General features: G+C 64.2%; 16 protein-coding genes. 5 read left to right on the top strand and 11 right to left on the bottom strand.

Annotation, left to right across the window (positions count from 1 at the left end; all coding sequences use genetic code 11):
- Positions 1-54 precede the first annotated feature (54 nt).
- Complete coding sequence (locus JKL46_RS12545; RefSeq protein WP_201833215.1) at positions 55-882, top strand: LytTR family DNA-binding domain-containing protein; 828 nt, start codon at positions 55-57, stop codon at positions 880-882.
- A gap of 31 nt (positions 883-913) precedes the next feature.
- Here the strand turns inward: JKL46_RS12545 and JKL46_RS12540 are convergent, their stop codons facing one another.
- Complete coding sequence (locus tag JKL46_RS12540; protein WP_201833214.1) at positions 914-1,603, bottom strand: FadR/GntR family transcriptional regulator; 690 nt, start codon at positions 1,601-1,603, stop codon at positions 914-916.
- Positions 1,604-1,813: 210 nt separating this feature from the next.
- Here JKL46_RS12540 and JKL46_RS12535 point away from each other — a divergent pair, with 210 nt between their 5' ends.
- The 3 genes from JKL46_RS12535 (at position 1,814) to JKL46_RS12525 (ending at position 4,630) form a co-directional block, all read left to right on the top strand.
- Entirely contained in the window at positions 1,814-2,554 is a 741-nt protein-coding gene (locus JKL46_RS12535; protein ID WP_201833213.1) for an ATP-binding cassette domain-containing protein, read from the top strand.
- Positions 2,554-3,603: an ABC transporter permease gene (locus JKL46_RS12530; RefSeq protein WP_201833212.1), complete on the top strand. Its 1,050-nt coding sequence runs from the start codon at positions 2,554-2,556 to the stop codon at positions 3,601-3,603. The genes JKL46_RS12535 and JKL46_RS12530 overlap by 1 nt, the downstream gene beginning before the upstream one ends.
- A 94-nt stretch (positions 3,604-3,697) precedes the next feature.
- On the top strand, positions 3,698-4,630 hold the full coding sequence (locus JKL46_RS12525) for a sugar-binding protein (RefSeq protein ID WP_201833282.1): 933 nt from the start codon (positions 3,698-3,700) through the stop codon (positions 4,628-4,630).
- 73 nt (positions 4,631-4,703) lie between these two features.
- Here JKL46_RS12525 and rarD read toward each other — a convergent pair whose 3' ends face one another.
- The 9 genes from rarD to JKL46_RS12480 form a co-directional block, all read right to left on the bottom strand.
- Entirely contained in the window at positions 4,704-5,609 is a 906-nt protein-coding gene (gene rarD / locus JKL46_RS12520) for an EamA family transporter RarD (RefSeq protein ID WP_343074053.1), read from the bottom strand.
- A gap of 135 nt (positions 5,610-5,744) precedes the next feature.
- On the bottom strand, positions 5,745-7,694 hold the full coding sequence (locus tag JKL46_RS12515; RefSeq protein WP_201833211.1) for an oxidoreductase: 1,950 nt from the start codon (positions 7,692-7,694) through the stop codon (positions 5,745-5,747).
- A 12-nt stretch (positions 7,695-7,706) separates the two neighbouring features.
- A complete protein-coding gene (locus tag JKL46_RS12510; protein WP_201833210.1) occupies positions 7,707-8,855 on the bottom strand; it encodes an NAD(P)/FAD-dependent oxidoreductase in 1,149 nt (382 codons plus the stop codon).
- Entirely contained in the window at positions 8,852-11,104 is a 2,253-nt protein-coding gene (locus JKL46_RS12505) for a GMC family oxidoreductase (RefSeq protein WP_201833208.1), read from the bottom strand. Before JKL46_RS12505 ends, JKL46_RS12510 begins: the two co-directional genes overlap by 4 nt.
- Entirely contained in the window at positions 11,101-11,901 is an 801-nt protein-coding gene (locus tag JKL46_RS12500) for an amino acid ABC transporter ATP-binding protein (RefSeq protein WP_425493259.1), read from the bottom strand. Before JKL46_RS12500 ends, JKL46_RS12505 begins: the two co-directional genes overlap by 4 nt.
- Complete coding sequence (locus tag JKL46_RS12495; protein ID WP_201833206.1) at positions 11,898-12,587, bottom strand: amino acid ABC transporter permease; 690 nt, start codon at positions 12,585-12,587, stop codon at positions 11,898-11,900. The genes JKL46_RS12500 and JKL46_RS12495 overlap by 4 nt, the downstream gene beginning before the upstream one ends.
- Positions 12,588-12,590: 3 nt before the next feature.
- On the bottom strand, positions 12,591-13,256 hold the full coding sequence (locus JKL46_RS12490; protein WP_201833204.1) for an ABC transporter permease subunit: 666 nt from the start codon (positions 13,254-13,256) through the stop codon (positions 12,591-12,593).
- A 12-nt stretch (positions 13,257-13,268) separates the two neighbouring features.
- Positions 13,269-14,153: a substrate-binding periplasmic protein gene (locus JKL46_RS12485; protein WP_201833202.1), complete on the bottom strand. Its 885-nt coding sequence runs from the start codon at positions 14,151-14,153 to the stop codon at positions 13,269-13,271.
- Between the two features lie 47 nt (positions 14,154-14,200).
- Complete coding sequence (locus JKL46_RS12480) at positions 14,201-15,085, bottom strand: tripartite tricarboxylate transporter substrate-binding protein (protein WP_201833200.1); 885 nt, start codon at positions 15,083-15,085, stop codon at positions 14,201-14,203.
- A 297-nt stretch (positions 15,086-15,382) separates the two neighbouring features.
- On the opposite strand from JKL46_RS12480, the gene JKL46_RS12475 reads away from it, so the two are divergent.
- Positions 15,383-16,336 (top strand): dihydrodipicolinate synthase family protein, encoded by a 954-nt coding sequence (locus JKL46_RS12475; RefSeq protein WP_246529280.1) that lies wholly within the window; start codon positions 15,383-15,385, stop codon positions 16,334-16,336.
- 62 nt (positions 16,337-16,398) lie between these two features.
- Here JKL46_RS12475 and JKL46_RS12470 read toward each other — a convergent pair whose 3' ends face one another.
- The gene (locus JKL46_RS12470) at positions 16,399-17,697 is read right to left on the bottom strand and encodes an NAD(P)/FAD-dependent oxidoreductase (RefSeq protein WP_201833198.1); all 1,299 of its coding nucleotides are present in this window, start codon (positions 17,695-17,697) and stop codon (positions 16,399-16,401) included.
- Position 17,698: the final 1 nt, after the last annotated feature.

The raw sequence follows: 17,698 nt of genomic DNA, 5'->3' as shown, positions 1-17,698 counted from the left end.
AGCCGGGCTTTCGCCAATAGCCTCGGGTTTTTCGTGAATGTAGGAACATTGCAGTTGACGCAGCGCCAACGACTTTTCTCCGGAAAATTGCGGCTCTTGCTCGCCGCGATATTGGTCGGTCTGCTGCTCGGCTTTGCCGGGCCCTTCGGCTCCTACCCAGCCCTTCCCATCCTAACGCGCTACATCTATTGGCTGGGGCTCACCGTGGCGGGAGTCATGACTGCTGCTGCTGTGGATGCGGTCCTGCCCTCGACGCGCCTTCGATCGCGCGCGCGCCGCATCGGCGCCGTCGCCTTGGTATCTGCGCTGCCGATGACGTTCGTCGTAACCTGGGCTATTTCTCTCGTTCAGCCGGGGCGCTTCTTCACGCCACAGCAGCTGCCGGCACTTTTTGCCGCCGTCGCGACGGTTCAGCTCCTGATCGTTTACGTGATAACCATCACGACGCCCACCGTCGACAACGGCGCGGCACCGGACCGTCAGCTGCCCTTGCCGGAGCGCAGTGGAGAGGCGGCAACCCCAGTTCTCCCCTCTCCCCTGCTGGTCCGGCTGCCGCCCGGCCTCGGCAGCGAGGTAATCGCGCTCGAGACCGAAGATCATTATCTTCGCGTTCATACGAGCGCGGGAAGCGCCCTGATCCTGATGCGGATGGCGGATGCGGTGGCGTTGCTCGACCCGCGCCTGGGTGCGCAGGTTCATCGCCGCTGGTGGGTCGCGGAACGAGCCGTCGCGCACATGCAGAGGGATGGGCAGAAGCTCTGCCTCGGCCTGACCAACGGTATTGTGGTTCCAGTCGGCAGAACCTTCTCAGGGATGGCAAGAGCGAGGTTCGCGTGTGCCCGCAGGATCGACTCTTCGCAGGCGGACGAGGTCCCGCTTTAGGGCGCTCTTTCTTTGACACCTCCTCAAAAGATCACCCCCCGACCCATCGCTTCTTCGATGCGTCGAGATGCATCCGCATCGCCGCCTGCGCCATAAGAGGATCCGAGGCTTCCAGCGCGGCGAAGATTGCCTCGTGTTCCGCGAGCGCCGCGCGCCAAGTCTCCCGGCTGTCGAACCGGATGCTGAGATGGCTGGAAATCGGACTGTGGCGCTCGTCGAAGAGGTCGCGGACGATGCGCAGGAGCACCGAATTGCCGGAAAGACCCGCGAGGGTCAGGTGGAACAGGCGATCCTGCTCGACCGGATCGCGTCCCTTCGCGATATCGGCCCGCATCGCCACAATCGTCTCCTGAAGGGTATCGAGGCCCTCGCCTGTCATCCGCGCGCAGGCCAGAATCACCACCGTTCCCTCGATGGCCGCCCGCGCATCCATCAGCTCGGAGGGGCTCTCTCCCATCGACCGGGTCAGGCGGTCCGGCCGCTCCTGCGGCAGCAGGACATAGATCCCGGAGCCGGAGCGGATCTCGACGCTCCCGTCGATCTCGAGCGCAATCAGCGCTTCCCGTAAAGAGGGGCGCGAGACGCCGAGCTGCTGGGCGAGATCCCGCTCGGCAGGAAGGCGGTGGCCCGCTGGAAAGGTTCCATCGTGGATCAGATCGCGGATCCGGTCGGCCAGATGCTGGTAGAGACGCCTGGGCTCCATCGACTTGACCTGTGACATGGGACGGCGATCCAGCCTGATCAGGAATTGGCCTGACCATAGGCGTCCATCCCGGACCTTGCAATGATGGATGCGGGCCAATTCCGCGCCTTGACCGATCGGTCATTCGGGCCTTATTCCTATTGACGACTGAATTGGCCTGACCAATTTCAGCATCGCTGGAGCCTCGCGCAGAACGGGGTCATTCGAAACAACCGGGAGGGAAGAAACGTGTCGCTCCTCGTCCTGCAGGATGTCGGGAAGGAATTCGGCGCCATCCGCGCCTTGTCCCACGTCAATCTCACGATCAAGCCCGGCGAGGTCGTCGGCCTCATGGGCGACAACGGCGCCGGCAAGTCGACCCTGGTGAAGATCATTGCGGGCAATTTCCCGCCGTCGCACGGCCGGATCCTGTTCGAGGACCGGGAGGTTCACTTCACCAAGCCGGTCGATGCCCGCTCCGTCGGCATCGAGGTGGTCTATCAGGACCTGGCTCTCGCCGACAATCTGACGGCAGCAGCGAACGTGTTTCTCGGACGCGAGATGCGGCGCAAGGTCGGCCCCTTCTCGTTTCTCGATCATGCCGCTATGAACCGGCGCACCGCAGAACTTTTTCGCGAGCTCAAATCCGAGACGCGCCCGGATGATGTGGTCCGGGCCATGTCGGGCGGGCAGCGGCAGGCGGTGGCGATCGCCCGGACGCGCCTTGCCAAGGCCAAGCTCATCCTCATGGACGAGCCGACCGCAGCGATCTCCGTCCGGCAGGTCGCCGAGGTGCTCGACCTCATCCGCCGCCTCAAGGATGCGGGCATCGCCGTCATCCTGATCTCGCACCGCATGCCGGACGTCTTCGCCGTCTGCGAGCGGGTGATCGTGATGCGCCGGGGAACCAAGGTCGCCGACAAGCCGATCGACCAATCGAGCCCCGAGGAAGTCACCGCGCTGATTACGGGCGCCAAGGAAGCGGCGTGATGAGCGAGTTCTCCCCTGCAGCCGGCACCGAAACGAACGACTTCTCGAACGTAGGTCGCACACGCTGGTGGCGCCGCGGCTTCTTCGCGAGCCAGACAGCCTATGTTGCAGCGGCCCTCATCGCGATCATGATCGTGATGTCCTTCCTGAGCTCGGCCTTTCTCAGCTCCGGCAACTTGGCGAACGTCGCCAAGAACTTCTCCTTCGTCGGCATCGTGACGCTGGGCGTCACACTCGTGATCGTCACCGGCGGAATCGATCTGTCGGTCGGCTCGACCATGGCGCTCTCCGCCATCACCTGCGCCATCGTCATGCAGGCTCTGAGCGGCACCGTCTTCGACGGCATTCCACTCGCCGGCATGATCGTCTCGCTCGGCGCAGGCCTTGGTGTCGCCCTGCTGATCGGCCTCGCCAACGGATTTTTAATCGCGCGCGTAGGCTTGTCGCCTTTCGTGACGACGCTCGGCATGCTCTCCATCGTGCGCGGCCTCGCCTATGCGGTCACAGAAGGGCGCGGACAGGCGCCGACCGGCCCCGATGTCGACATGTTCTACAACATCACCGACGGCAACCTCGCAGGCATTCCCGTCGCCGTCATCTATCTGCTCGTGCTCGCCGCGATCATGGGCGTAGTTCTCCATCACACCGCGTTCGGGCGCCACGTCTTCGCGCTCGGCGGCAACGAGAAGGCCGCGGCGCTGACCGGCATCGCCGTCGAGCGGGTGAAGATCGCCGTATACGTGCTCTCCGCGCTCTCTGCCGGCTTTGCGGGCATCCTGATGGTCGGCTGGCTGGGTTCCGCTCCGGCCAATCTCGCCACCGGCTACGAGTTGACGATCATCGCCGCAGCCGTCATCGGCGGCGCCAATCTCAACGGCGGCATCGGCGGACCCGCGGGCGCGGTGATCGGCGCTCTTCTCATCGAGGTCATCCGCAACGGGCTCGTGCTGGCCGGCATCAATGCCTATTGGCAGATCGTGCTGGTCGGCGGGATCATCATCCTCGCGGTCCTCGTCGACCGTCTGCGCACGCTGCGGATGACGTCGTGACCTAGCCTCGAGAACCGATTTGGAGAAGCCGGCCGACAGATGCCGGTCCGAAGACCTCAGGCATGGGGCTGCAATCAACCAGGAGGAAGACATGATGAAACGCCTGATCCTAGCCGCGGTCGCCGCAGCGGCGCTCACTGCACCGGCAGCGGCCCAGACCCTCAAATTCGCCATCGTGCCGAAGGCGATGAACAACCCCTATTTCGACCTCTCCCGCGACGGCTGCATCAAGCGGGCGAAGGAGCTCGGCAACATCGAATGCATCTACAAGGGCCCGGTCGAGCATGAGCCGGCAAGCCAGGCGCAGATCATCCAGGACCTGATCAGCCAGAAGGTCGACGGCATCGCCATCTCCGTCTCGGATGCCGCTGCAGCCGTGCGCGTGATCAAAGCCGCGCGCGATGCCGGCATTCCGGTCATCACCTTCGATGCGGATGCCCCCGCCTCCGCACGCCAGGCGCATGTGGGCACCGACAATCGCGCCATGGGCCGCGCGCTCGGCGAGGAACTCCTCAAGCTGCGGCCCGAGGGCGGCAAATACGCCATGGTCTCCGGCGGTCCCGCCGCCGCCAACCTGAAGGATCGCGTCGAGGGCGTGCGCGATGCGCTCAAAGGATCCAAATGGCAGGAAGTGTCCGGCTCCCCCACCTATTGCAACGACGATCTCGCGCTTGCCGTGCAGCAGATGCAGGACCTGAAGACCGCCAATCCCGATCTCGCCGCCATCGTACCGGTCGGCGGCTGGCCGATGTTCGTGCCCGAGGCCTACAAGAGCTTCGTGAACAAGAACAAGAGCGCCATGGACCAGGGCAAGTTCTCGCTCGTGGTGGCAGACACCCTGAAGGTGCAGCTCGAACTCCTGCGCGACGGCTACGCCAATGCGCTCGTCGGCCAGCGCCCCTACGAGATGGGCGAGAAGGCCATGGACATCCTGCTGCAGCTTAAAAAGGGCGAGAAGGTGCAGGACATCATCTATGCCGGCATCGACCGCGTGACGAAGGACAATGTCGGCTCCATGCTGAAATAAGCCGGTCCCCCACAACAATGCGTCCCGGAAGTTGCGTCTTCCGGGACGTTTTTTCTTTTGCGCGACCGCTTCTTCAGCGGCTCGAAGCGGCTCGCAGGGCGCTGAACGTGTAGATCGCAAGCGCGACCCAGATCAGCCCGAAGGCGACGGCATCGAGCCAATCGAAGGGCTCGCCGAAGACGAGAACGCCAAGCGCAAGCTGACCCGAAGGCGCGAGATATTGCAGCAGGCCGACGGTCGAGAGCTTCAGGCGCTGGGCGGCTGCGGCGAACCAGATCAGGGGCGCGGCCGTGCTCAAGCCCGTCAGAACCAGGAGCAGATCGAGGCCCACATCGCCCCTGAGCGCCACCGATGCGCCATCCGCCAATGTCGTGACCAGATATCCCAAAGCCAGAGGCGTGAGCAGCAGCGACTCGATGCAGAAGCCAATCAGCGGCGTCACCGGCACGATCTTCCTGACGAGCCCGTAGCAGCCGAAGCTACAGGCGAGAGTCAGCGAGATCCATGGCATCGCGCCGGTCGCGGCAGCAAGGATGAGCACGCCGATTCCTGCGAGCAGGCACGCCATGATCTGCATCAGGCTCAGCCTTTCGCGGAGAAAGACCACGCCGAGAACCACATTGACGAGCGGATTGATGAAATAGCCGAGGCTCGTCTGGACGAGATGGCCTGAATTCACCGCCCATATATAGACGAGCCAATTCATTCCGATCAGTGCGGCCGAGACGGACAGCAACAAGATTCTCTGCCGCGATGCGAAGGCCTCGACAAGCTTGCCTCCCTGCCGGAAGACAGCGATCAGGCCGAGCGCGAAGACGCTTGCCCAGACGATGCGGTGAGCGAGGATCTGCAGCGCCGGCACGGCTGTGAGAAGCTTGAAGTGGAGCGGCACGGCCAAGCCCCACATGAAGAACGCCGCCAATGCATAGAGGACGCCGCTGCGCGTGCGCCGCGCCTCGTCCTGCTCCAATCCTGTCACGACAACCGACCCCGCATATCGATCCCGGCGATCCGCCGGCAAGCGTTCGCCATGTCCGCTTCCTAGTTCAATCGGCGGGTCAGGGATAGGCTGCGAAAGAAGGATTATTTTTAAGGCGGCGCACCGGTTCGGCCGTCAATGGATGTGGAAACCGGCTTCGTAGCCTTCCAAGATGGCTGCCTCGACATCCCTGGGGGCGTAGGCATCGCCGATGATTCTGTAGGCGATATCGAGATACTGCACCGCTTCCGCGAGATCGTCGCTCGGCTTGCCCGGACTTGCCAGGACGATGCTGTCATAGGGTTCCGATATCCTGCGCTCACGCGTGAACGGGTTGATGAACGTCACACGTCCGCCATCGAAGCCATGGGCCTCCGAAATGGCGGTGAACCGAACGCCAGCCTGCAGCGCCCGCCGATAGAAATAGGTGATGTTCTGGATTTCGAGCTTCTGGCCGATATGGAAGGCAGGAGAGGCCATCTCGACATCGCGTCCCATCTCCGCCAGCATGATTGCCGTCACCATGGCAGGCTGCCGGTCGAGCTGGTCGATCACCAGAACGCGCTGGCCGATCGTTTCCGGGTGAGCCACAGCCTCATCCACGGAGCAGAGCGGCGCCGTCTCGATCCCCGGCAGAGCCGGCTTCTCGAAACGCCCACCCGTCGCCAGGACCACGAAATCGGGCCGCTCTGCCTCGAGCATTGCTGCATCGACTCTTGCGTCGAGGCGCAGCTCGACGCCCGCGCGCTGGAGCGCTTCGCTCTTATGCCGGATCAGGCGATTCCATTCGTCACGACCATTGGGACGCTTGGCGAGATCGAGGCGCCCGCCGAGATGCCCCGACGCTTCCGAGAGCACGACGTTGTGCCCGCGAAGCGCCGCAACGCGGGCCGCCTCCATGCCGGCAGGGCCGCCGCCGACCACGAGAACGCGCTTCGGTTCGGCTGCGCGTTCAAGGACGCGGTACTCCCGTTCGCGGCCGGTCACGGGATTGCCGACGCAGCTGATATGACGGCCCCGATAGAGACGCCCGAAGCAGGCCTGCTCGCAGCCGACGCAGGGGTTGATCTCGTTCAACCGGCCCGTCCGCGCCTTCTGGGGCAGCCATGGATCGGCGATGAGCGCGCGGCACATGCCGGCCATGTCGGCATCGCCCCGCGCGATGAGCTCCTCCGCGATCTCCGGCGTGTGGATGCGCGTGCCATGGATGACGGGCACGTCGATCGCGTCCTTGATCAGGCGCGCCGTCGATACGAAGGGAGCCGGCTCGAGTCCCATCGGCGGCTCGTGCAGCATGTTGCTGACGAGATCGCCGTCCGTGCCGGCGCTGACGTCCACGTAGTCGAGGTCGCCTGCCGCCACCAGGCGCGGGACGATCTGCGCCATGTCGATACCTGTGAGCCCGCCTTCCACAAGCTCGTCGCCCGAGCAGCGGATGCCGAGGGGCACATCCGGCCCGACGCGCCGGCGCACGGCGGCGAGCACCGCCTCGGGAAACCGCGTGCGGTTCTCGAGCGAGCCGCCATAGGCATCGGTGCGGTGATTGGTGAGCGGCGAGAGGAACTGCTGCAGGAGAAGACCGTGCCCGCAATGAACCTGGATGCCGTCCATTCCCGCCTCGATGCAGCGAACGGCTGCATCCGCGAATGACTGCACGATGATCTCGATCTCTTCGAGGCTCATCTGATGCGCGACTTCGCCGTATTTCTGCTCGTAGGTGTTCGATGCGGACCACAGCGCCACGGGACGGGCGCTCGAGGCGAGCCCCATATGGGAAAGATAACCGAATACTTTTCCACCGTGTCTATGAACCGCGTTCGCGACGGCGGACAGGCCGGGAATGATCGTCTCGTCATAGTTGCAGAGAAGACCGGTGATGCCCGGCGATGTGGGATGCACCTGCTGCGAGCCGAGCATGATGAGACCGACCTCGCCGCGCGCGCGTTCCTCGTAATAGGCGATCATCCGTTCGTCCGGCTTGAAATCGCGCCCCATCCCGGTGCCGTGCCCGGTCAGGACGATGCGGTTGCGGATTTCGGAGCGGCCGAGGCGGATCGGCTCGAACAGGTGCTTGAAGGTCGTCATCGGATGGACTTTCTAGAGCAGGATCGTTTCGGCCTTGAAGGCGGCCGCGCGCTCTGCGGACAAAGGCCGGTCCGGTCGAAAGGCCTTGAGCAGAGGCTCGGGACCGGAGAGGAGATCGGAAGCGACGAGACGGCCGATTTCCGGAGAGATCTGAAAGCCGTGGTTCGAGAACCCGGTCGCGAGATAGAGGCCCGGAAGACCGCTCGGCCCGATGAAGGGTGACCCGTCCAGCGATTGCGCTTCGGCGCCCGCCCAGCTCTGTGCGAGCCTGAGATGCGCCATCGCCGGCAGGATCCCGACAGCGGAACTCCATTGCCGCGCCACATGGGCATCGATCGGTTCGGCATGCGGCTCCGGCGCCTGCGGACGAGCGAACCAGCGCCCGCCGACCATCAGCTGACCGGATGGCGATTGCTTGAGGGAGAGATTGCGGCCGACAGCTGTCACAGTCGGTGCGAGCATCGCGGGCGCAATTTCCGACAGAAGCATCTGCAGCCCGCGCCAGCGGATCGGCAGATCGATGCCGAGATCTTTTAGAAGTGCGATACTCCACGCACCTGTCGCGAGCACAACCGTGCCGCCCGAAAGCTTCTCGCCGGATGCCGTCAGAATGCCGGTGACGCGGCCTCCCTCGCACAGGGGGAGCGCGTGACTATCGTAAATCGCCCTCGCACCGTGGCGCACAGCGGCCGCAGCGAAGGCGCGCGCCGTGCGTCCGGGATGCGCCTGGCCGTCGCCGGGGGTATACGCGCCCATCAGAGCGCTTGGCGCGATGCCGGGAACGATCTTGCGCAGCTCATCCGCCTTGAGGCTCTCGATGGCGATCCCGGCCGAGCGGTCTGCCGCGACGCGCTCCTCGATAATTGGAAATTCCGCCTCGCTCTCCGCGACATGCAGATGCCCGCCGAGCGCAACTTCCAGATTGGCATCGAGCTCCTGAGACAAGGTCTGCCAGCGGATGCTCGCGGCAAGCGATATCGGCCGCTCCGGGCCGTACCGCCCCTGCGAGCGCAACCCTCCCGCGCTCGCCCAGGTCGCGCCGGGTGCGGCAGCGGGAGCGCTCCGGTCGACGAGCAGCGTGGACGCGCCGGCGCGCGCGAGATGATAGGCGATCGAGGATCCGATGATGCCGGCACCGACGACGATGACATCCGCACTCATGCCGGCACCGCCTCGACCTGCTGGCCTGCACCCTGACTGACAACGCCGTCGCCCGCCCGCAGGGCGAGGGCCAGGATGGTCAGAGCCGGATTGACCGCGGGCAGAGAGACGAAATTCGACCCGCCGAGCACAACGAGGCCGGGCGTGTCGTGAACACGGCCGAAGCCGTCCACGACGGATGTCTCGGGGTCATGCCCCATGCGGGTTCCGCCCACGTCATGGGTGCTGATCGGCCCCGTGAGGAATTGCCGGCGCCATGTACGCGTGGCGCCCATCCGCTTCGCGATTCTCTCCGCACGGTCCTGCAGGAACTGCATGAGCTTGCGCTCATTGTCGCCGATATCGAACGTGATGCGGACGACAGGGCGTCCGAGACTGTCGGTGACATCCGGATCGAGATCGAGCCGGTTGTTCTCGTAGGGGAGAATTTCGGGATCGATGAACAGCATCGACGTGCTGTTGTAGCTCTTCAGGAAGAAGTCGCGCCACGCTTTACCAAAGCGAGGAACATCCGGTGGCAGGATGCCGGAGGCCTCGACGGGCAGATACTGGTTGAAGGCAGCGATGCGCCCGCCGCGAATGAAGTCGAGGTCCGTGTGATCGAAATGATCGCCGGTCAGATCGGCGATCGCCATCGCCTGAGCGGTCGGCCCGATGAAGCGGTTGAGCGCCAGGCCTTCGAAGAAGGCATAGACCGAGGGCTGCTGACGGGTCATGTAATGCAGCCCCACCTGCCCCGTCTCGTTGCCGAGCCCGCGGCCATGACGCCTGTCTTTCGACAGGAGGAGCAGGCGCGTGTTCTCGAAGGCATAGGTTGCCACAACGACTGTCCCGCCACCCTGGAACTTCATGTCGCCGTTCGATGTCCGGTAACGAACGCCGACGGCACGGCCGGAATCGTCGGTGACGATGTCCATCACGCGCGCGCCCGTGACGATCTTCAAGCGGCCCGTTTCGAGCGCCGCGGGAAGAACGGTGTTCTGTGCCGATGCCTTGGCATCCACATGACAGCCGAAACGCGAGCAGAAGCTGCAATAGGTGCAGGCATGACGGCCGCGATATGGCGTCGTGTTGATGGCGGCCGGCAGCGGAAACGGATGATAGCCCTCGGCTTTGGCGGCATCCGCGAAGAGTTGCCCGAGACCGCTGGTGTGCAAAGCGGGCATCGCATAGGGACGGGAGCGCGGCGCCTCGAACGGGTTTCCACGGGAGCGGGCCGGATCGGCACGATTGCCCGCGTGACCCGAGACCCCGAGAAGATCCTCCGCCTCGTCATAATAGGGAGCGAGATTGTCGTATGACATCGGCCAATCGGCCATGGTCGAGCCAACCGGGATCCGGTCCTCGCCATAGCGGGCGATCGTCGCGCTGCGGATACGGAAATCCTCCTCATAGAAGCGCATCGCCACAGCGCCCCACGCGATCGAGTTCCCGCCGAGAGCGGTCTCGAGCCCTTGCGACATGACGGCCCGGCGTGCGCGCTCGCCGGGACGGGTCCGCCACGTCGGCACTTCATCGTTGAACTTGACCGCGCCGCCTTCATTGCGGAACGCGGTGGCGAGGATCTCGTCCATCGATCGCTCGCGACCCGTGCGGGCGGGGCCTGCCTCGAGGATGACGACGTTCAATCCCTGGCGCACCAGCTTGTGCGCGAGAAAGCCGCCGACCGCGCCGCCGCCGACGATCAGAACGTCCGGCTCCCCTTCCCCCGCACTTTCATGGACGGCGGGAGTGCCCAGCAGGCGCGCGCTCTCCGGCAGGTCGATCACGCTTTGCGGCGCACGCTCGACTTTGTGATTGAGCGCCTGCTCCTCCGCCCTGTATCCGAATTGCGCTCCGGGAAAGCCGACGGCGCGCCAACCGGCGAAATCTCTGTTGCCCCCATGCACGGGATCGCTGAAAAGCCCTTCGCGCAGGTGACGCCAGATCAGATCGAAGCTCGTCCGGTCGCGGTTCTCCGGCAGGCCGGCGAGTTCGCCGCGCTCGAACCGCGCGATGATATCCAGGCGTGTTTCTGCCGATGCGCGGACAAACCCATCCGGCGAGGCGGCGTCTATCGCTGCCAGGACGTCCCGGTATTCAATCAGATGATGCGCGTAGACGTTCGCCAGAGCTTTATCAAGATAATCCGCCGCGCCGATCTCCACTGCGCCAGGATTGTTCTCGCCGCCCGGAAACATGGTGTCGAAGAGCGCCTCGAGCACCGCCCGTTCGGCCGGTGCGAGGGCGCGCTGCATATCCTTGGTCATAGAGTCCGTCTCAGAAGGCGTTGAAGGAAGGCTTGGGTGCGCGGCTGCGAGGGATTGCGCAGGACATCGGAAGGCTTGCCCGCTTCGACGATCTTGCCCTTGTCGAAATAAACGAGGGTGTCCGCGACGTCCTCCGCGAACGACATCTCATGCGTGACGACGAGCATGGTCATGCCCTTCTCGGCGAGGTTGCGCATGGTACGTAAGACCTCGTCGACCAGTTCCGGATCAAGCGCCGATGTCGGCTCGTCGAACAGCATGACGCGCGGTTTCATGGCGAGCGCCCGGGCGATCGCAACACGCTGCTGCTGCCCGCCGGAGAGTTCGGTCGGAAAGGCCTCCTCCTTGCCGGCAAGGCCGACGCTCGCGAGGAGTTCGCGCGCCGTTGCCACCGCGTCGGCTCGCGAGAAGCCGCGCACGGCCATGGGCGCTTCGATGATGTTCTGCAGAACCGTGAAATGCGGAAACAGGTTGAAGTGCTGAAACACCATTCCGATATCGGCGCGATGCCGGCGGATCTCCCGGTCGCTCGCGCGGCGCATCCCGCTCCCGCCCTCAATGAAGCCCATGCGATGGCCATCCACCCACACATCGCCGGAATCGGGCGGATCGAGGAAGTTGATGCAGCGCAGGAGCGTGCTCTTGCCGGATCCCGAGGCGCCGACGATCGCAATGACCTGACCGGCCTCGACGGCAAGATCCACTCCATCGAGGGCCGTCAGCGGACCATATGTCTTGTGAAGGTTCACCACCTCCACCATAGCCTGCGGGGAGGTGCGCGGAGCGGGCATCTTCATACTTGGGCAGCCTTTACAGTAAGCGACGTCCTGGGCCGCCGCGCACGCGCCACGCGCTCCTCGGCCCACATCTGGAACAGGGCAAGGGCACCGCTCAGGAGCAGGTAGAGCGCACCGGCCATGATCAGGAACATGAAGGGTTCATAGGTGATGGATGTCGCCCTCACGGCCTCGCCGGTCAGATCGCCCACCGCGACGAGAGACGCCAGCGACGTGGCCTTCACCATGATGATGGCGCGCGTCACGTAAGGCGGAATGATGAGCGGGATCGCCTGGGGGATAATGATGCGGCGGATGATATGCGGATAGGACAGGCCGAGCGCCTTCGCAGCCCTGTACTGCCCCTGATCGACGGCAGCCAACCCGCCACGAATGTCCTCGCTCATATAGGCTGCGCCGACGATCGAGAGGCCGAGGACCGCGGCGGTCATGGGAGAAAGCCGCAGGCCGAACTGAGGCAGCGCATAGAAGGAGAAGAAGAGAACCAGCAGCGCCGGCAGGAGCCGAAAGATGTTCACGTAGATGGCGGCCGGGATTGCGATCCACGGGATGCGCGTTTCCCGGATGAGCGCGATGGCCGCGCCGATCGGGGTTGCGATCGCCAGCGTGACCACCGACAGGAAAATCGTGTTGAGCAGGCCCTGCCCGAGTGCGGGCCCGTATTCGGCAAGGAGAGCAAAATTCATGACTTACCTCGCTGCGCTGCGGCGCGCCGCCCATCGTTCACCATAGATCTGGAGTACGAGCAGCAGGGAATCGAGGATTGCGTAGATGGCCGCAGCCGCGATCAGGATCTCGAAGGGCCGGAAGGTCACGACGAAGACCTGCTTTGCCGCGCTCGTCAGTTCAGGAACCGAAACGGCGGCGGCAAGCGCCGTGCCTTTCAGGATTTCCGTTGCGTGGGAGATGTAGGGCGGCAGTGCGGCAGGAATGGTCTGCGGCAGGATGATTCGGATCAGCGTGCGGGCCGGCGAGAGGCCCAGCGCTTCCGCCGCCTTCCACTGACCGGCCGGAACGCTGTTCAGGCCGGCGCGGAAGACCTCGCCGAAATAGAACGACATATACAGAGACATGGCGATCACGGCGGAGGGCAGCGGCGGGAGCTTGATGCCGATGACGGGAAGACCGAAGAAGACGAAGAACAGAAGAAGGAGCGGCGGAACCCCGCGGCAAATCCAGCTCAATGTCGCGAGAATAGTGCGAAGGGTTCGTGAGGGGGCGCCGCGAAGCAGCGCCACCAGAATGCCCCCGGGAGTGGCGACGGCCAGAACGGCCGCCGTGAGCTCGACGGTGACCAGCGTTCCCCGGAGCAGTGCAGGCCAGACGGTTCCAAGGATGCTGAAGTCAAGCGTCACGGCGGCGGCCTGTCAGTAACCGATGCGGCCGAGAAGATCGACCTCGGCGGTGGACGTCGCGTACTTGCCGATGAGGTTCTTCAGCGTTCCATCGGTGCGATAATTGCCGAGGAGCGTATTGACGGCCACCAGGAGGTCGGGCTGGTTCGGATTCACGCACAGACCCTGCGCGAAGACTTCGAGCGCCGGTCCGACCAGCACGAGATCGGCCTTGTTCGGAGCACTCGCAAGCACGTTCAGTGCATTCGCCAGATTCAGTGCGACGAGATCGACCTGCCCGTTCTGAAGACCGATGAGCGACTCGGGGAGACCCGGGAACTCGGTCGGCTTTGCCGTGGGCAGCGCTTTCTTGGCGCCTTCGAAATAGATCTCGCCGCGCACACCGCCGAGAGCCTTCCCCTTCGCAGCGTCAAACGTCTTGATGCCGGTGTCCTTGCGCGTGATGGCAACCGTCGCGTTCACCGCCGTCGGCGATGTCATCAGGAACTGGCTCGAGCCGAGACGCTCGGCGGTCCAGGAGGCGCCGTCACAGGCGAGGTCGAAGCGGTTGGCTGCGAGGCCGGGAAGAATGCCGGCCCATTCGAGGCGCACGAACTCGACTTCGAGGCCGAGATCCGCACCGATCTTCTTGAACAGTTCCACATAGCTGCCGGTGAGTTGGCCCGATGAAGGATCCACGAAAGTGCGCGGCGGAGATGAACCGGTGGTGCCGACCGTCAGCTTCCCGGGCGTCACGAGCTTCTTGAGCGGCCAGGGCTTCGGGATGTTCGAGAACGGCTTGGGCTGGCCGAGCGCTTCCTGGAAAGCGGTGATATCCTGAGCCTGTGCTGAGGCTGCCGCGAAGGGCAATGCCAGGGCGGCCGCCAGAACGACTTTCATCAACGTCTTGCGCGTCATCGGTCAAACTCCTGTTTCTGCAGCGTCCATGCTGCGTGCTGTCGATGTCACTTGGCGGGAAGCAGGCCGGCCATACCGAGATGCTTCTCGTACCAATCCCATTCTGTTTGCAGAAAGGCCTTGAAGCCGTCGCCCGGGAGATAGCCGTCGGTCTGGCCGTTGCGGACGAGATAATCCTGCCACGCCTTCGTCGTGCGGACGGCTTCGACGATGCGGTGCCAACGCGCTTGATCCTCAGGCGAAAGATCCGGCGGCCCCATCAGTCCGCGCCAGAGATTGAACGTTACGGGCACGCCGACCTCGGCGAGCGTCGGGATGTCAGGAAATGTCGATTGCCGTTCCGGCGCGAGAGCAGCAAGGACGCGTAGAGTTCCTGCCTCGACATGCGGAAGAATTTCCGCGGCGACGCCGCAGCCCCAGTCGATGGATCCCTCGATCAATGCCGTCCACACGGCCGGCTCGCTGGGAACGACGATGAACTCCACATCCGCACCGGTTCCCTCCGCAATCGAGAGCGCGAGGAGGTGGTTGATGCCGCCCTTGAAGTATCCGCCGGTGCGCGTCGTACGCTTGGGGATGTCACGGATGAACTCCTCCGCCGTCGCCCATGGCGCATCGGCACGCGCGACGAGGAAGAAGCGATCCGCAACGAGACGGGCGAGCGGCGTGAGATTGCGGTGGGTGAGCGCCATGCCGCGCAGGAGCGGCGCCTGGAGGAAGACGGGCGTGCAGGTCGACAGCACGTTGGTGTCGCCGGGACGTGTGACGAGGAGCTGCATGGCATCCACGCCGGGATCGTCGCCGCGCGGAACGGTCTTCCAGAGGCGGTCGTCTGCGCCTGCCTCGCGCACGCCGGCGAGGAAGGCCTCGGCCAGCACCGGGGGAGCGCTTCCGGGCGGTCCATGGATGACGAAATCGACGCTGCTTCCCACCACTGCACCCCGGCTTGCCTTAAGAAGAATTTCGTCTTCTTGTACATTTTAGATGTTTTACTGATATCTTACAAGCGTTCCAGGGAGCAAGGACCGGACTGCACAAGTTCGCGTCTCCGCCCGCAGCACATTGCTCAAAAATTGAGCCCTTTCTTTGCCCGCGGCTCTCATGCGTTCCCGTCTCTCTGCAAAGAGCATGCCAGCGCCTGAGCGGATCGATTTTGTATGATTGAAATATTTATTGATATATCTGCAGCATGGCATTACGCGACTGAAATCATTTCGCGAAAGGACCACATGATGAGCGTAACAGGAGCACCGACCAGGCTCGACGAGACAGCCAAAGGTGTCTTCGTCATCTCAGCCACTCCGTTCTCCGACAGCGGCGAACTGGATCTCGCCAGCGCGGAACGGCTCACGGACTTCTACCTGGAACGCGGTGCGAGCGGATTGACGCTGCTCGGCATGATGGGCGAGGCACCGAAGCTCTCGTCCGAGGAAAGCCATCGCTTCCTGACCACGGTTCTGCAGCGCGTCTCAGGCCGTGTTCCCGTGGTTGTCGGCGTCAGCAGCGCCGGCCTTTCGAACCTCGTTCATCTCGCCCACGACGCCATGGAGGCCGGCGCTGCCGGTGTGATGGTGGCGCCCATGCCGAGCCTGAAGACCGAAGAGCAGATCATCGGGTATTTCCGCAGCGTTTGTCAGGCTCTCGGTCCGGACGTTCCCGTCGTCCTGCAAGACTTTCCCCTCTCCCTGAACGTCTATCTGTCGGTGGCGACGATCGAGCAGATCGCTACGGAACTGCCGCAGGTTGTCATGCTGAAGCATGAGGACTGGCCCGGCCTGTCGAAGCTATCCCGTCTGCGCAGGAACCAGAGTGAGCGCGGTTCGCGACGCCTGAGCATCCTGGTCGGCAATGGCGGCCTCTTCCTGCCGCAGGAACTCACCCGCGGGGCAGACGGCGCCATGACGGGTTTCGCATATCCCGAAATGCTCGTTGACGTCTGCAAGCGGCACGAGGCTGGCGACAAGGACGGCGCAGAGGACATTTTCGACGCCTATCTTCCGCTGATCCGCCACGAAACGCAGCCCGGACTCGGCCTCGCCGTAAGGAAGGAAATCTTGAAACGTCGCGGTGCCATCGCCTCCGCGCATGTTCGCGCTCCCGGCCCCAAACTCGATGCCATCGACCAGGCCGAACTGACCGTCCTGATGACGCGCCTCGAGCGGCGACTTGCCCAGATCAGATAAGTGAAAGGCCAGCTCCTGACATGCAGGAGCTGGCCGCCCTTGGCGCGGTCGAAGGGACCCGGTTATCGCCTGGCGTCCTGCCAATCGCGGAACGTACTCCAGGGCAGCCACAGAGACGGCCCGTGCTCCGCCAGGGCACGCACGGGAACACCACGCGGTGGCTCATGCGCGAGCGGGAAATCCGAAGCGTCCAGCCTGCCGTTGTAGAGTCCGGCGATGTCTCGTCCGAGCGACGTCGTCAGGGCGACACCCCGGCCATTGCATCCGATTGCCGCGTCGAGACCCGGTGAAAGAGAGAGAAAGCGCGGCAGCGAATCCGTCGTCGCCGCGATGACGCCGTTCCAGACGTACTCCGCCTTGATCGGCGCCAACGCCGGGAAGAAGCGCTCCAGGCGTTTCGCAAAGAAGCGCGATGCCCGCTCGAGCGGCGCCGGTCCCGGCATCACGAGCCCGCCGGTGACCAGACGCCCATCTGGCGACCAGCGAACGGCGAAGGTATGCCGCCGCGTGTCGGCTACCGGCGATCGCCCAATGAGAAACGTGCCCTGAATCGTCTCGTCGAATTGCTGGGTCGCTATCTGATGGACACGCACGGGTATGATGCTGGCAAACAGCTCCGGCTGCAGTTTCCCGATCAGCGCATTGGTCGTCAGCAATACGCGCTCGGCAGCCACCGAGCCGTTGGGAGTGCGGGCAAGCCATTTCGCTCCCGCTTTCGACAATTCCGTTACACGGGATCGAAAATAGAGCGCGACCCCGGCCTTCCTGCATGCATCGGCCAACCCGCGAGCATAGGCCAACGGATTGATCTGACCGCCGGTCGGGTCGAGCAGCGCAGAATGATAGCCCTTGTAACCGATACGGCGCCCGGTTTCCTCCGCCGAGAGGATTTCCACGGAACGTCCGCGTTCGCGCCAATCGGCCTGGCGCTTCTCCAGGACTTTGGCGATCGATGCGGTATGAGCGGGCTGCATCCATCCGACCTGCTCCGCACTGCATTCGATGCCGAGGCGGCGGATCAGGTCGAAGACGATGTTGCCGGATTGACCGACCAATGAGATGAGACGCTCGCCCTTATCCTGGCCGAGATGCCGCGCCACATCCGCCGGCCCGAAGGCCGTCTTGAGGCTCGGCACGACGAAGCCGGTATTGCGCCCCGAGGCGCCAAACCCTGCTTCGTCGGCCTCCACCAGGGCCACGCGGGTGCCGGCTTCAGCAAGGTGCAGCGCCGTCGACAGCCCGAGGAAACCTGCACCGACGATGAGCACGTCGGCTTCGATGCTCTCCGTCAGCTCCTCATATCCCTCAAGCGGCCTCGACAGCGACGACCAGAGGGATTGTGCGAAGGTTTCCGTCGCCATG

Origin of the sequence: Microvirga zambiensis WSM3693, assembly GCF_016735695.1 — a bacterium.
Lineage (GTDB): Bacteria > Pseudomonadota > Alphaproteobacteria > Rhizobiales > Beijerinckiaceae > Microvirga > Microvirga zambiensis.
This window is presented reverse-complemented; position numbering and strand designations above follow the sequence as displayed.

Excerpts from the sequence above, each read along its gene's own strand:
- JKL46_RS12515 (WP_201833211.1), bottom strand. The coding sequence starts at position 7,694 with ATGACGACCTTCAAGCACCTGTTCGAGCCGATCCGCCTCGGCCGCTCC.
- JKL46_RS12510 (WP_201833210.1), bottom strand. The coding sequence starts at position 8,855 with ATGAGTGCGGATGTCATCGTCGTCGGTGCCGGCATCATCGGATCCTCG.
- JKL46_RS12470 (WP_201833198.1), bottom strand. The coding sequence starts at position 17,697 with ATGGCGACGGAAACCTTCGCACAATCCCTCTGGTCGTCGCTGTCGAGG.
- JKL46_RS12505 (WP_201833208.1), bottom strand. The coding sequence starts at position 11,104 with ATGACCAAGGATATGCAGCGCGCCCTCGCACCGGCCGAACGGGCGGTG.
- JKL46_RS12500 (WP_425493259.1), bottom strand. The coding sequence starts at position 11,901 with ATGAAGATGCCCGCTCCGCGCACCTCCCCGCAGGCTATGGTGGAGGTG.
- JKL46_RS12475 (WP_246529280.1), top strand. The coding sequence starts at position 15,383 with ATGATGAGCGTAACAGGAGCACCGACCAGGCTCGACGAGACAGCCAAA.
- JKL46_RS12485 (WP_201833202.1), bottom strand. The coding sequence starts at position 14,153 with ATGACGCGCAAGACGTTGATGAAAGTCGTTCTGGCGGCCGCCCTGGCA.
- JKL46_RS12540 (WP_201833214.1), bottom strand. The coding sequence starts at position 1,603 with ATGTCACAGGTCAAGTCGATGGAGCCCAGGCGTCTCTACCAGCATCTG.
- JKL46_RS12525 (WP_201833282.1), top strand. The coding sequence starts at position 3,698 with ATGAAACGCCTGATCCTAGCCGCGGTCGCCGCAGCGGCGCTCACTGCA.
- JKL46_RS12495 (WP_201833206.1), bottom strand. The coding sequence starts at position 12,587 with ATGAATTTTGCTCTCCTTGCCGAATACGGGCCCGCACTCGGGCAGGGC.
- JKL46_RS12530 (WP_201833212.1), top strand. The coding sequence starts at position 2,554 with ATGAGCGAGTTCTCCCCTGCAGCCGGCACCGAAACGAACGACTTCTCG.